Source organism: Sinomonas sp. P10A9 (genome assembly GCF_041022165.1).
Lineage (GTDB): Bacteria > Actinomycetota > Actinomycetes > Actinomycetales > Micrococcaceae > Sinomonas > Sinomonas puerhi.
Genome location: NZ_CP163302.1, coordinates 3,631,715 through 3,644,797, shown reverse-complemented (window position 1 = coordinate 3,644,797; position 13,083 = coordinate 3,631,715). Strand labels below are relative to the sequence as shown.

Sequence of the window (13,083 nt, the reverse complement as noted above, 5' to 3'; positions counted from 1 at the left end):
GCGTGAGCGGGAACAGGCCTGCGGGCGTGAAGGCCCGCGGGTGGGGCTGGCGCCACGCGGGCCGGAAGGCCTTCGCCGTGGACGGGGTGGATCTGGACATCGCCCCCGGCGAACGGATCCTGCTGCTCGGGGCGTCCGGTGCCGGCAAGTCCACCCTCCTGCACGCCCTCGCCGGGGTCCTCGGTGCCGCGGAGGAGGGCGAGGAACGCGGCCAGCTCACCATCGACGGCGTGCCCGCGCCGCTCGCGCGCGGGCGGGCGGGGCTCGTCCTCCAGGACCCGGACGGCCAGATCGCGATGGCCAGAGTCGGCGACGAGGTGGCCTTCGGCTGTGAGAACCTCGCCGTGCCGCGCGAAGAGATCTGGCCCCGAGTGCACCGTGCCCTCGACGACGTGGGCCTCGCCGTCCCCCTCGACCACCCCACATCCTCCCTCTCCGGCGGCCAGAAGCAGCGCCTTGCCCTCGCCGGGATCCTCGCGATGGAGCCCGGCCTCGTCCTCCTCGACGAACCCACCGCGAACCTCGACCCCGCAGGCGTCGACGAGGTGCGCGATGCCGTGCGCCGCAGCCTCGACCGCACCGGGGCGACGCTCGTGGTCGTCGAGCATCGCGTCTCCGTCTGGTCGGGGCTCGTGGACCGCGTCGTGGTGCTCGACGCCGCCGGAGGAGTGGCCGCCGACGGCACACCGGACGCTGTGCTCGCCGAACCGGACGCACGACGTCGGCTGGCCGCCATGGGTGTCTGGGTGCCGGGGTGGCATCCGCTCACCGGCGAGGGGCCGGTGCGGCCGCTGCGCGAATCCCGATCAGACTGGCAGCCCGGCGCCGCTGGCGAGGCCGCCGCGTCGGGGGCTGGCAATGATGGCTCCGGCTCCCACAGCTCAGGCCCCCGAGCGGCCAATGGCCACCGGTCCGGAAGCACCCCCTCCCACGATGCCCTGCTCGCGGCAGGAGGGCTCGCCGTCGGCCGTGCCCGGAAGGCGGCGCCCGTGGTGGCCGGGATCGACCTCGCGCTGCACGAGGGCCGGTCGGTGAGCGTGACCGGCCCGAACGGCGCCGGCAAGTCCACGCTCGCACTCACCCTCGCGGGGCTGCTGCCCGCGCTCGGAGGGCGTCTCGAGGCGCTCGCGCCGCTCGCGCGGGGTGCAGGCCCGAGCCCACACCGATGGCGTTCGAGCGAGCTCGTGACCCGGATCGGGAGCGTGTTCCAGGAGCCCGAGCACCAGTTCCTCACGCCGCGCGTGATCGACGAGCTCGAGTTCGGGCCGCGCCGCGTGGCCCGCATGAAGGAAGCTCAGGTGCGTGCCGCCGTCGACCCCCTCCTCGAGCGGCTGCGCCTGACCCAGCTTGCGGGGGCCAACCCCTTCACGCTCTCGGGCGGGGAGAAGCGCCGGCTCTCCGTCGCGACGATGCTCGCCACCAGCCCGCGCATCCTCATGCTCGACGAGCCCACGTTCGGCCAGGACGCCCTGACGTGGGCCGAGCTCGTGAAGCTGCTCGCCGAGCTCCTCGGCCAGGGCACGTCGCTGCTCTCCGTGACCCACGACGAGGACTTCACCGCGGCACTCTCCGACTCCGTGTACCGGGTGGATTCCGGCCGCGCCGCGCTCGTGGGGGCCGCGGCATGAGCGCTGACACGCCGGGCGCGGCCAATGTGGGAAGTGCGGGCATCCTGACCCCGGACGTTGCGAACTCGACGCTCGCCAGGGCGAATCCGGTGGCGAAGCTCGCGGCGGGCCTGTGCGTCACCATTGCGCTCCTGTTCAGCGTGGACTGGGTGTCCGCGACGGTGGCGCTCGTGTGCGAGCTCGCGCTCGTCCCGCTGCTCGGCGTGCGCCCCGGGACCCTGCTCAGGCGCACGTGGCCGCTGATCGTCGCCGCGGGGCTGGCCGCATACTCGACCGCACTGCTCGGTGCCAAGACCGGACCGGTATGGCTACAGCTTGGGCCCGTCACGTTCACCGAGCACTCGGTCCTCGCCGGGGCCGCGATCGGGCTGCGCGGCCTCGCGATCGCCCTGCCCGGCGTGTTCCTCCTGTTCTCGACCGATCCGACCGACCTCGCCGACGGCCTCGCCCAGAAGCTGCGCCTGCCGGTGCGGTTCGTGCTCGGGGCGCTGGCCGGGATGCGCCTCGTGGGGCTCCTCGTCGACGAGTGGCGCACGCTCGGGCTCGCGCGGCGCGCCAGAGGAGTGGGGAGCGGGCACAGCCTCCCGGCCCGGTTCCGTGCGTTCCTCGGGCAGGCGTTCGCGCTCCTGGTCCAGGCCATCCGCCGGGCCACGCGGCTCGCCGTCGCGATGGAGGCGCGGGGCTTCGGCGGCATCGTCGACGGGAAGCCCGCGCCGCGGACCTGGGCCCGCGAGTCGAACTTCTCGCGCCTCGACGCGTGGGTGATCGCCGGGGGAGCCGCGATCGCCGCGCTCGCCGTGTGCGCCGCCGTCGCGCTCGGCACCTGGAACGTGGTGTGGGGATAGCTGGGCGAGCGGGCGCACGACGGCGACCGTTCGCCGTCGTGCGCTCTGGCGCCTGCCGTCGTGTGGTGGGATCGTAGCGGGGGGAGGCCTTGGCCACTGCAATAGGAGTCAGCGATGTTCGATATCAGCGGATCATTCTCAAGCTTCAGCGCCGGTGACATCGAGGGGGCGCGCGCCTTCTACGGCGGCACGCTTGGACTCGAAACGAAGGATCAGATGGGCGGGCTGCTCGTCACCGTCCCGGGCGGGCAGACCGTGTTCGTGTACCCCAAGCCGAACCACGAGCCGGCCACGTTCACGGTCCTGAACTTCCAGGTCGCCGATCTGGATGCCGCCATTGCGCAGCTCGCTGAAGTCGGCGTGTCCCTCGAGAAGTACCCGTCCACGCCCGAGATGCCAGTCGACGACCGGGGCGTTCTGCGCGACCCGGAGAGCGGAATGGGCATCGCGTGGTTCAAGGATCCGGCGGGCAACGTCCTCTCGATTACTGCAGGGTAGCGCACCCGCTTTATCTCACCAAAGAATGCTGTTGATTGGTCTAGACCTATTTTTGCGTGCCTAAGCGCGTGATTTGAGGTTCGGTATAGCACTTGTGATATTTTCGTGCCTATGGCACAACAGACCGCTGAGACCGTCGGCATCCTCCTGCGTGACGTCCGCTCCCACCGGGGCTGGACTCAGGGACAGCTCGCCTCCGAACTGGGGACCAGCCAGAGCGCCGTCGCGCGCATGGAGCAGGGCAAGCAGAACCTCAGCCTGAAGATGATCCAGCGCATCGAGGACATCCTCGGCCAGCGGATCGTCAACATCGGGCCGCCCAAGATGACCCACCTGCGGGTCGAGGGCGGGCACCGGCTCTCGGGCGCTGTCGATGTCAACACGTCCAAGAACGCGGGCGTCGCCCTCCTGTGCGCCTCCCTCATCAACCGCGGAACCACCACCCTCCGTCGTCTGGCCCGGATCGAGGAGGTCAACCGGATCGTCGAGGTCCTGACCTCGATCGGCGTCGAGTGCACATGGCTCGACGCAGGCGTGGGCGAGCAGCCCCGTGACCTCCAGATCCGCCGCCCCGCCGTCCTCAACCTCGAGGGCATGGATGTCGAGGCGGCGCGCCGCACCCGCAGCGTGATCATGCTCCTCGGTCCGCTCCTCGACGAGAGCAGCGAATACCGTCTCCCGTACGCCGGCGGCTGCGACCTCGGCACCCGCACCGTCGAGCCGCACATGCAGGCCCTGCGCCAGTTCGGCCTTGACGTCGAGGCGACCGCCGGGTTCTACACCGTCCGTGCCCCCGAGGCCGACGGCGCTGACCGCTCCTTTGTGCTCTCCGAGCGCGGTGACACCGTCACCGAGAACGCCATCATGGCCGCGGTGCACCGCGAGGGCGTGACGGTGATCCGCAACGCGAGCCCGAACTACATGGTCCAGGACCTGTGCTTCTACCTGCAGGGCCTCGGTGTGGAGATCAAGGGCGTTGGAACGACCACGCTGCGTATCCGCGGCAAGGCACGGATCGACGCCGACATCGACTACTTCCCGTCCGAGGACCCGATCGAGGCGATGAGCCTCATCACGGCCGGGATCGTCACGAACTCGCAGATTACCGTGCGCCGGGTGCCCATCGAGTTCATGGAGATCGAGCTGGCGACCCTGGCACAGATGGGCCAGCAGCTCGAGGTCTCCGGCGAATACACGGCCCGCAACGGGCTGACGCGCCTTGTGGATGTCACGGTCCTCCCGTCCGAGCTGCACGCACCTGCGGACAAGATCCACCCCATGCCCTTCCCGGGGTTGAACATCGACAACCTGCCGTTCTTCGCGGTTATCGCCGCGAACGCGACCGGCCAGACGATGATCCACGACTGGGTCTACGAGAACCGCGCCATCTACCTCACCGAGCTCAACCGGCTCGGAGCGAACATCCAGCTCCTGGACCCGCACCGCATCTACGTCAACGGACCCACCAAGTGGCGGGCCGCGGAGGTCGGCTGCCCGCCGGCCCTGCGCCCGGCCGCCTGCATCCTCCTGGCCATGCTCGCTGCCCGCGGCACGAGCGAGCTGCGGAACATCTACGTGATTGAGCGCGGGTACCAGGACCTTGCGGAGAGGCTCAACTCGCTCGGCGCGAAGATCGAGTACTTCCAGGACTGATCCCGCCCGGGGGCACGTCTTAGGAACGAGGAGGGCGCTCTCGAGGTGCTCGGAGTCTCGGCACGGGGCGCACGACGGCGCGTGGCCGGCGCGGTGCCGACCCAGGGGTTGACGCAGTCACGGGACGTCGAACACAGTTGCGCCATGACCAGTGGCAGGCGAGGGCGCACGACGGCGCTCGGTGCAGCGCTCGGGGTGGTGCTCGCCATCGTCCTCCTGGTGCTGGGGATTCGGTTGCGGGGCGTCCATGAGACGACGTCGGACTGGGTCCTCTGGCCCAGGGCGGTGCCCTCGAGAGTCCAGTTCGCGGACCGTGACTACGAGTGCGGCGCACATCCGGGTGCGGGCGCCGGGTCCGTCGAGGGGCTGGTCAAACGGGGAACCACCTCCGGGGGAGGAGACATCTACGCGTCGTCCTCGAGTGGAGCCACGACGTGGATCGTCGTCGCCGCAGACAACGCTACGTACACGTGCGGACTGCTGGGCGGCCCGTAGCCAATGATGGATGGATGAATCCCGCCCGCCCCAGCGGACAGCTCATGTGGCAGGCCTCGAGCAGGGACTCCCAAGTCTGCGCACGACGGCGCGTGGCCGGCGTCGTGCGGCCGCTCACTGCGGCCCGCCGGTCCTGGCCGCGCGGTTGGCGCGGGTCGACCGCCACGACAGGGTGGACCACCGCGACTGTGCGGACAGGAACGAGCCGACGCTCAGCCAGGAGCCGGCCGAGAACAGCGAGAGCGCCGAGCCGAGCGAGCCGACGGAGAGCGCTGAGCCGACAGACCCTATCGACAGCACGGATCCCACAGACCCGATCGAGAGGACCGAGCCTCGTGACCACAGGGACAGCGCGGACTGCGTTGGCATGAGGCCATCCTGCCCACGCGCCCTCTCGTTGGCCAGACCTCAGGAGGCGGCCCGAGTGAGGGCGCTCTCGATGAGGCCTATGATCGCCGGGTCGTCGGGCACGGTCTGCGGCCGGAAGCGGTGGACCGCGCCGTCGGGCATCACGAGGAACTTCTCGAAGTTCCACTGGATGCGCCCTGCCTTGCCGGCGGTGTCCGGCGTCTTGGTGAGCTCGCGGTAGAGCGGGTGCTGGCCGCGGCCGTTGACCCAGACCTTGGCCATCATCGGAAAGGTGACGCCCCACGTCGCTGAGCAATACTCGGCGATCTTCTCTGAGTCCAGGTACTCCTGCAGGAATTGGTTGCTCGGGAAGCCGAGCACGGTGAAGCCGCGGTCGCGGTACTTCTCCTGGAGTGCCTCGAGGGCCTTGTACTGCGGCGCGAGTCCGCACCTGCTTGCCACGTTGACTACGAGCCGGATCTGGCCCGCCCACTCGCCGAACGTCGTCGTGCGGCCGTCCAGAGTGGTGACTTCAATGCTGTCGAGTCCCATCGCGTTCCTCCCTCTCCCTACTTCTCCAACGAGCGCCGGGCTGCATCGGTTCATTCGCGAAGGGTGTTGAGTGTCGGAGGCTCAAAGTAGCGTATGTCACACCTTGTCAGTTGAAGGATTCCGGGGAGGAACCCATGAAACATCTGGACTGGATAAACGTGCGCCGCAGGGGCGCGGCCGCAATGGCGGCTCTTGCCCTGGCCTTGACCACAGGGGCCGTCGCGAGCCCAGCGTCCGCTGACCCACGCGCCGTCGACAAGACGCCCACCGCCACGGGGTACGGGGGCGCCGTGAGCACCGTGGACCCCGAGGCCTCGGCCGCCGCGCTCGAGGTGCTCCGGAAGGGCGGCAACGCGGTCGACGCTGCCGTCGCAGCAGCCGCTACCCTCGGAGTCACCGAGCCGTACAGCGCCGGGATCGGGGGCGGCGGATACTTCGTGTACTACGACGCGAAATCCGGCAAGGTCAGCACGATCGACGGCCGCGAGACCGCGCCCGCTGGCATCACCCATGACGCCTTCATCGACCCCAAGACCGGCAAGCCCTACAACTTCACACCACAGCTCGTGACGAGCGGAGTCTCCGTGGGCGTGCCCGGCACCGCTGCGACCTGGCAGCGGGCGCTCGACCGCTGGGGGACCCTGAGCCTCGGTGAGGCACTCAAACCCGCGATCAAGGTCGCGGACCGCGGCTTCGTGGTCGACGGGACCTTTCGGCAGCAGACCGAGGACAACAAGCTCCGCTTCCAGCAGTTCACGTCCACGAGCAATCTGTTCCTGCCCGGTGGCGACGCGCCCGCCGTCGGCAGCATCTTCCAGAACCACGATCTCGCGGCGACCTACCGCATGCTGGCCGAGGACGGCGTGAATGCGCTGTACCGCGGGCCTCTGGCCTCTGAGATCTCCGCGGCCGTGCAGAGCCCGCCCAAGTCTGCCTCTGCCACTCTGCCGATCCCCGTGGGGTCGATGACCCCCGCGGATCTGGCCGCCTACACGACCCTCGACCAGGACCCGACCCACGTGAACTACCGTGGGCTCGATGTCTATGGCAAGGCCCCGTCGAGCTCCGGCGGGACGACGGTGGGCGAGGCGCTGAACATCCTTAACACTGTCAACCTGTCCGAGATGTCCGTGCCTCAGGCCCTCCATTACTACCTCGAGTCGAGTGCCCTCGCGTTCGCCGACCGCGGCAAGTACGTGGGCGATCCGGCGTTCGTCGACGTCCCGCAGAAGGCCCTCCTCGACCCGGTCTTCGGCAAGGAGCGCGCGTGCCAGATCAACCCGAACAAGGCGACCCAGGTCCCCTTCAAACCGGGGGACGTCACCTCGTACGACGGCGTGTGCCCGGCTCGCCCGGCTGCGGCCGCTTCCGAGAAGGACACCGAGAACATCTCGACAACGAATATGACCGTCGCGGACAAGTGGGGCAACGTCGTCGAGTACACGCTCACGATCGAGCAGACCGGCGGCTCGGGCATCGTGGTTCCAGGACGCGGGTTCCTCCTCAACAACGAGCTGACCGACTTCAGTGCGGTGTGGAGCGCGAGCGACCCGAACCGTATCGAGCCGTTCAAGCGCCCGCGATCCTCGATGTCGCCCACGATCATGCTCAAGGACGGCAAACCGTGGCTCGCCCTCGGCTCCCCGGGCGGCTCGACGATCATCACGACAGTCCTGCAGACGATCGTCAACCGCGTCGACCTCGGCATGACAACGCCCCAGGCCATCGCGGCTCCCCGTGCGTCGGATCGGAACTTCGCCAACTCCTCCGGCAGGGCCTTTGTGACGGCAGAGCCGGGGTTCATCTCGAAATACGGAACCGGCCTGGCTCCGTTCGGCCACTTGCTCGTTCCCTCGGGCGACGCGTTCACGTCCGCAGCCGAGATCGGCGCTGAGACTGCCATCGAGTTCCTGCCGGGCGGGAAGATGCTCGCAGCGGCCGAGCCCGTGAGGCGCGGCGGCGGATCGGCGATGGTCCTCAAGCCGTCGCCGTAGCCCCGCCGAGAGCAGACGCAGTGAGCCGTCAGGCCGGCCCCCGCTGGCCTGACGGCTCATCCCGCTGTTTCCGTGGGAGAAAGGATCCGCGGAGCATCCGCGTTCCGCGGTGTACCGCCTCAACGGCTCACGAATCGGTCTACAGGTGTACAGCAAGGAAGCGCTCGATCATCGAGTTCACCTGATCGGGAACGATGAGGTGGGCCCAGTGTCCGGCGCCGACGGTCTGACCGAATTCAAGGTCGGGGAGGACCGCTTGGATGCGGGCCACGTCCACCGGCATGCCGCCGCCTTGCACGATCTGCAGGATCGGCGCCTTCACATGTCCCGCGACCTCTTCGCCGTCCCAGGCAAGGAGGCCGGCGAAGACACCGACGAGCACGTGCTGCGGTACCGCGCACATGTCCTCGACCAGTTGTGATCGCAAGGCCGAGTCGTCGGTTTCTCGGAACATGCGGGCCTCGGCAAAGTCGCGTAGGGCGTCACGGTAGTTCGGCCCGCCCAACGCTTGGGCGAGCCCGCCGATGCCCTGGCGGAAGGCCGGGAGGGGGGCTACCGGCACGGGGTCGAGGAGCACCACCGCGCCAACCAGCCCGGGGTGTGTGGCGGCGAGTTCGAGGGCAATCGCGCCGCTCATGCTGTGCCCGACGATTACCGCGGCGCGGAGGTCGAGCTGCTCGCACAGCCAGGCGAGATCCTCGGCCCACTGTGCAAAGGTGAGGTCGCGTTGCACGGGAGCCGTGCTCGCGCCGAAGCCCGCCAGAGTCGGCGCGATGATGCGGTGCCGCGGCGCGAAGTGATCGATCTGGTGTCGGTAATGGTTGGGGACGCCCAGGCTGTGGACGAACACCATCGCCGGCTCACCCGCTCCATGTTCCTCGTAGACCAGCATCGTGCCGTCGGGTTTCGTGGCGTACATCGCGACCTCCTCAGTCGTTCGCCCGAGCTAGTTGGCGGCGAGTACGGCATTGACTTCGTTGATCTGGTCGGTCGGGCTGAAGGTGATCAGCTCGGTGCCGGCTAGGCTCGACGGTAGGTGACCTGCAGGGGCGTAGTACGTCTCGCCCGCCTCGATGGTCTCGTCGTGGTCGGAGTAGTGGAGAGTCAGCTGGCCAGCCACGACCAGACCCCAGTGCGGGCACGGGCATCGATCGTCGGGGAGCCCCTTGAAGAAGGGCGCAGCGTCGTGCTGGATGCGGATCGTTTCATAGGCGACGGTAAACCCGCCGAGCTCGACCAGACGGGCGGCGTAGGCAGGGGTGTCAATGGTGACGGGCGCGGTTTCCTTGCGTGCGCTTGGCATGACCGGCTCCTTTCATGCGTGGCGGGCTCCAGGTCCGCCGGTTCTTTTCACCTTCACGGTAGGTTTGGGCGGCGTTCGCAACATCCGCAGAACTACTGAGCCGCTACTGAGCCGCAACGGAGCCGTCAGGCCAGCCCGCGCTGGCCTGACGGCTCAGCCAGCAGGTGCTGGGAGGAGCTGCGGAGCATGTCGGGGCCGGTATCCAGGAGACCTGAGAGTGCGAGTGCCTGGCGCTCGCCCGCACCGAAACGTTCCGCGAGACGCACGCCCAGGTAGACCAGCGGTCGGAACGGCGCGGGAGGGAACATGATCCGACTGATGCGATTCGTGACGTCGATGACCCGCGCCGCGACTGCGCGACGGTTCGAGGCGTACGAGTCGAGGAGCGCGTCAGCCTTGTCGGGCTGCGCGGCTTCCTCGGCATCGAGAGCGCCTGCAATTGCGCGGGCGAGATACCATCCGTCGCGGATCCCGAGATTCATGCCCTGGCCGCCCGCGGTGCTGTGGACGTGACCAGCGTCCCCCGCGAGCAGCACACGGTTCGCCCGGAACCGGTCGGCGAGGTGATGCCGGATCCGGAGGTGGGTAGAAGCGACAACCTCATCGACGCTGATCTGGGGACGGTCCGAACGACGCGGTGACCACCGGGTATCGATAAGACTCTGGATGGAGTCGGCAGTGGGAGCTGTGTGACCCTCCGGGAGGTTCGCGACCACTCGGAGCCTGCCCTGAGGAAGCGGTACGAGGGCAAGCATGCCGCCCGGGCCCGTGAGGATGATCGCTCGATCGCGCAGCTCGTATCCGGGGGCCACGACGTCCGCGAGCGTCAAGTTCTCTGCATCTCCGCTGGATGCGCCGGTATCGGGGTACGAGATCCCCGCGGCTCTGCGTACTGTGCCGTGCATTCCGTCTGCGCCGACGAGATACCGCCCGCCAAGAGACGCTCCGCCCTCGAGCAGGGCAGCCGAGCCGCGATGGTCCTGCACCACGCCCATGGCGCGGTCCGTGACGAGGCGCACGCCGAGCTCCTGGGCGCGCGCTCGGAGGATGGCCTCGGTCCGAGCCTGCAGAAGGGTCACGGCAAACGGGTAGGGGCCGGGCAGCGCAGTGAAGCGCGCCGTGGTCAGCACGTGCCGAGGCGTCCGCGTCTCCATGCTGTCGATCGTCGCAGCCTCGGCCACGATGGCGTCGGCACAGCCCATTGTTGAAAGCACCCGGAGGGTGCCGCTGTGCATCATGACCGCGCGTCCACCAGGTCCACGATCGCCACCAGAATCGACGACGATCGCCGTGCGCCCCATAAGCGCAACCCCCACGGCGGCCGCGAGCCCCGCGGGCCCGCCGCCCACAACCACGACATCTGCGTCTGGCTGAGCATTCATGACTGGCTCCCTTCCTCTGGCGAGGGTTGCAGACCCTCCGACCCTTCGCCTTCACGGTAGGTTTCGGGGCCGACCGCAACATCCGCAGAACTACGGAGCCGGTACGGAGACGCCCGCCTAGACACTGCATGAGGGTGCGCACATACTGGGCGCATGGCCACGCGGAATACGACGTCGGCCGCCATGACCGCGCTCGCTGCGCGGATTCCGGTTCCCGCGAGCAGTTTCATCGGTCGGGCCGAGGAGCTTGACGCCCTAGCCCGAGCCCGCGATGCGACCCGGGTCGTGACCCTCGTAGGCCCGGGCGGGGCCGGCAAGACGAGGATCCTGCTCGAGTCCCTGCGGCGCGACCCGCCGCCGCCGGAGCGCATCGCGTTCGCCGACCTGTCGGGCCTGCCCGCCGGGGCGCCCCTAGCGCCAGCCGTTGCGGAGGCGGCTGGCCTCCGAGGGATCACTTCGACGGAGGCAGTTGCCGCCGTAGTGTGGTGGCTCGACCTCGGGGGCGAGTCCATCGTCGTCCTGGACAACGCGGAGAGTATGTTGGGCGAGGCCGCCCGCCTGGCCTCTGAGCTCGTTGAAGGCACCGCCGCCGCACGCATCCTGGCCACCAGTCGGCGGCCCCTGAATGTCGCGGGGGAGCGCGTGATCAGCGTCGGGCCGATGTCCGCCGAGGATGTCGAGGCACTCTTCTGGGAGAGGGCCCTCGCCGTGCGCTCATCGCTGCCCGACTCGCCCGCCTCCCGGGCGTCCGCCCGCGAGCTGTGCGAGCGCATCGACAGGCTGCCGCTCGCCATCGAGCTCGCCGCGGCCCGCTCGCTGGTCATGGCCCCGGCCGAACTCCTCGCGGAGCTTGAACGGGGCATCGACGCCCTCGGTGAGGGACCCACGACGGCGCCCGCTCGCCATCGCAGCCTCCGCGCCACCATCGAGGGGAGCGTCGGTGCCCTCGACGGGCGTGGGCGCGAGGTGTTCGAGGCGTGCGGGATCTTCGCGGGGCCGTTCAGCGCGAGGGCCGCGGCCGTCGTCGCGCACGCCTCGCTCGGAGACCTGGAGGACCTCGTGTCCCGGTCCCTCCTCCAGGCGTCCTCCGAGCCGGCGGGACGGACGATCTTCCGGATGCTCGGGACGCTGCGCGAGTACGCGACAGAGTCGCTCGCGGCGGCCGGGCGCCTCGACGCCGTGCGGGAGGCCCATCTCGCGTGGATGGTGCAGGAACTCGGCGGGGAAGGGTTCCCGAGCGTCGCGGACCGCCTCCGAGCCTCGCACCGCGACGATGCCCTCCCGGATCTCCGCGCCGCCCTCGACTTCGCCCTCCGGGCAGACCCCGCTGCCGGACTCCGCCTCATGGCCTCGACCGAGGAACTGTGGCGCCTCGTGGCGGCGGACGAGGGCGCGGCCCGGGTTGACGCGTTCCTCGATGCCTACCGGGCCCCGGACGAGGTCCGCGCCGGGGGTCTCGTCGCGGCGACCTGCTTGAGCCTCGTGAGACAGGACGCGGAGTCGATGCGCACTCGGTCCGCGGAGGCCCTCGATATCCTCGACGCGCACACGGAAGCGGCCGGCGCTGTCGAGATCTTCCGTGCTGCTGGGCTCGCCTACGCTGGGGAGGCCGAGCGGGCGGAGGCGGCCGCTCGGCGTGCCCTCGAGGCCTTCGCCGCCGTCGGGGATGAGGCCGGGCAGGCACGCGCGCGCGGAATCCTCAGCGCCGCTGCCCTGTTTGCGGGCAAGGCGGAGGAAGCTGTCGCAGGGTTCGCGAGCGCCCTCGAACTCGCCGCCAAGGCTGGCGACGTGTGGGGACAGGGCCAGATCCTGACCCACTGGGGGATGGCGGAGCACGCGCTCGGCCGCACCGCGTCGGCTCGCGCGAAGCTGCTCGCGGCGCTCGACCGCTTCGGTGTGATCGGCGATGTCGTCGTCTATGGCAGCGCCCTCGCTCAGCTCGCAGCCCTCGACGTCCGCAGAGCGCCCGCGGCGGCGGTCCGCGCGGCAGCCTCTGCTGCCAGACGCCAGGGCGGCAGCGGACGATACGACGCCCGGACCCTCGCCGACATCGCGGGGGTCAGGACGGCCGCGGCCGCACTCATCGGGGAGGGCCCGGCACGGCAGGCCTGGGACGAGGGCGAGCGGATCACCTTCGCCGATGCGGCTGCCGGACTGCGGGCGCTCGACGCCGGCGCCTCCCGTGGCGGGCTGCTCACCGCGCGCGAGCTCGAGGTCGCAGAGATGGTGCGGCGGGGCCACACGAACGCGTCGATCGCTCGGCGCCTCGGGATCTCGGAGAGGACCGTGGAGAGCCACGTCGCGCACGCTACGGCGAAGCTGGGGATCCGCAACCGGGTGGCCTTGGCTGGCTGGGCAGCCGACCACCCGGTCGGGGGCTGAGGG

Annotated in this window: 12 protein-coding genes; 7 read left to right on the top strand and 5 right to left on the bottom strand. The window is 69.7% G+C overall.

Annotated elements, in window-relative coordinates; translation table 11 throughout:
• Positions 1-2: 2 nt before the first annotated feature.
• The 5 genes from AB5L97_RS16725 to AB5L97_RS16705 all read left to right on the top strand — a co-directional run bounded on the left by AB5L97_RS16725 (position 3) and on the right by AB5L97_RS16705 (position 5,119).
• Complete coding sequence (locus AB5L97_RS16725; protein WP_307958528.1) at positions 3-1,628, top strand: ABC transporter ATP-binding protein; 1,626 nt, start codon at positions 3-5, stop codon at positions 1,626-1,628.
• Entirely contained in the window at positions 1,625-2,473 is an 849-nt protein-coding gene (locus tag AB5L97_RS16720; protein WP_307958527.1) for an energy-coupling factor transporter transmembrane component T family protein, read from the top strand. Before AB5L97_RS16725 ends, AB5L97_RS16720 begins: the two co-directional genes overlap by 4 nt.
• A 114-nt stretch (positions 2,474-2,587) precedes the next feature.
• On the top strand, positions 2,588-2,971 hold the full coding sequence (locus tag AB5L97_RS16715) for a VOC family protein (protein WP_307958526.1): 384 nt from the start codon (positions 2,588-2,590) through the stop codon (positions 2,969-2,971).
• A 111-nt stretch (positions 2,972-3,082) separates the two neighbouring features.
• Positions 3,083-4,624: a UDP-N-acetylglucosamine 1-carboxyvinyltransferase gene (locus AB5L97_RS16710; protein WP_307958525.1), complete on the top strand. Its 1,542-nt coding sequence runs from the start codon at positions 3,083-3,085 to the stop codon at positions 4,622-4,624.
• A gap of 144 nt (positions 4,625-4,768) precedes the next feature.
• The gene (locus tag AB5L97_RS16705; protein ID WP_307958524.1) at positions 4,769-5,119 is read left to right on the top strand and encodes a hypothetical protein; all 351 of its coding nucleotides are present in this window, start codon (positions 4,769-4,771) and stop codon (positions 5,117-5,119) included.
• 114 nt (positions 5,120-5,233) lie between these two features.
• Here the strand turns inward: AB5L97_RS16705 and AB5L97_RS16700 are convergent, their stop codons facing one another.
• Both AB5L97_RS16700 and AB5L97_RS16695 read right to left on the bottom strand, forming a co-directional pair.
• Positions 5,234-5,488 carry a hypothetical protein gene (locus AB5L97_RS16700; RefSeq protein ID WP_369045498.1) on the bottom strand — a complete coding sequence of 85 codons (255 nt, stop codon included), beginning with the start codon at positions 5,486-5,488 and terminating at the stop codon, positions 5,234-5,236.
• A 39-nt stretch (positions 5,489-5,527) separates the two neighbouring features.
• Entirely contained in the window at positions 5,528-6,019 is a 492-nt protein-coding gene (locus AB5L97_RS16695) for a glutathione peroxidase (RefSeq protein WP_369045497.1), read from the bottom strand.
• A 134-nt stretch (positions 6,020-6,153) separates the two neighbouring features.
• Between AB5L97_RS16695 and ggt the strand changes: the two genes are divergently transcribed.
• The gene (gene ggt / locus AB5L97_RS16690) at positions 6,154-8,013 is read left to right on the top strand and encodes a gamma-glutamyltransferase (protein WP_369045496.1); all 1,860 of its coding nucleotides are present in this window, start codon (positions 6,154-6,156) and stop codon (positions 8,011-8,013) included.
• Positions 8,014-8,152: 139 nt separating this feature from the next.
• Here ggt and AB5L97_RS16685 read toward each other — a convergent pair whose 3' ends face one another.
• From AB5L97_RS16685 to AB5L97_RS16675, 3 genes are all read right to left on the bottom strand, one after another.
• Positions 8,153-8,932, bottom strand: coding sequence for an alpha/beta fold hydrolase (locus AB5L97_RS16685; RefSeq protein WP_369045495.1), 780 nt, complete (start codon positions 8,930-8,932; stop codon positions 8,153-8,155).
• A 27-nt stretch (positions 8,933-8,959) separates the two neighbouring features.
• Entirely contained in the window at positions 8,960-9,316 is a 357-nt protein-coding gene (locus AB5L97_RS16680; protein ID WP_369045494.1) for a hypothetical protein, read from the bottom strand.
• A 125-nt stretch (positions 9,317-9,441) separates the two neighbouring features.
• Positions 9,442-10,698 carry an FAD-dependent monooxygenase gene (locus AB5L97_RS16675; RefSeq protein WP_369045493.1) on the bottom strand — a complete coding sequence of 419 codons (1,257 nt, stop codon included), beginning with the start codon at positions 10,696-10,698 and terminating at the stop codon, positions 9,442-9,444.
• A gap of 153 nt (positions 10,699-10,851) precedes the next feature.
• Between AB5L97_RS16675 and AB5L97_RS16670 the strand changes: the two genes are divergently transcribed.
• Positions 10,852-13,080, top strand: coding sequence for an ATP-binding protein (locus AB5L97_RS16670; RefSeq protein ID WP_369045492.1), 2,229 nt, complete (start codon positions 10,852-10,854; stop codon positions 13,078-13,080).
• The last annotated feature ends 3 nt before the right edge of the window (positions 13,081-13,083 follow it).

What these genes read in the sequence shown, in the direction of transcription:
- AB5L97_RS16720 (WP_307958527.1), top strand. Translation starts at nt 1,625, where the DNA reads ATGAGCGCTGACACGCCGGGCGCGGCCAATGTGGGAAGTGCGGGCATC.
- AB5L97_RS16715 (WP_307958526.1), top strand. Translation starts at nt 2,588, where the DNA reads ATGTTCGATATCAGCGGATCATTCTCAAGCTTCAGCGCCGGTGACATC.
- AB5L97_RS16710 (WP_307958525.1), top strand. Translation starts at nt 3,083, where the DNA reads ATGGCACAACAGACCGCTGAGACCGTCGGCATCCTCCTGCGTGACGTC.
- AB5L97_RS16705 (WP_307958524.1), top strand. Translation starts at nt 4,769, where the DNA reads ATGACCAGTGGCAGGCGAGGGCGCACGACGGCGCTCGGTGCAGCGCTC.
- AB5L97_RS16700 (WP_369045498.1), bottom strand. Translation starts at nt 5,488, where the DNA reads ATGCCAACGCAGTCCGCGCTGTCCCTGTGGTCACGAGGCTCGGTCCTC.
- AB5L97_RS16695 (WP_369045497.1), bottom strand. Translation starts at nt 6,019, where the DNA reads ATGGGACTCGACAGCATTGAAGTCACCACTCTGGACGGCCGCACGACG.
- ggt (WP_369045496.1), top strand. Translation starts at nt 6,154, where the DNA reads ATGAAACATCTGGACTGGATAAACGTGCGCCGCAGGGGCGCGGCCGCA.
- AB5L97_RS16685 (WP_369045495.1), bottom strand. Translation starts at nt 8,932, where the DNA reads ATGTACGCCACGAAACCCGACGGCACGATGCTGGTCTACGAGGAACAT.
- AB5L97_RS16680 (WP_369045494.1), bottom strand. Translation starts at nt 9,316, where the DNA reads ATGCCAAGCGCACGCAAGGAAACCGCGCCCGTCACCATTGACACCCCT.
- AB5L97_RS16675 (WP_369045493.1), bottom strand. Translation starts at nt 10,698, where the DNA reads ATGAATGCTCAGCCAGACGCAGATGTCGTGGTTGTGGGCGGCGGGCCC.
- AB5L97_RS16670 (WP_369045492.1), top strand. Translation starts at nt 10,852, where the DNA reads ATGGCCACGCGGAATACGACGTCGGCCGCCATGACCGCGCTCGCTGCG.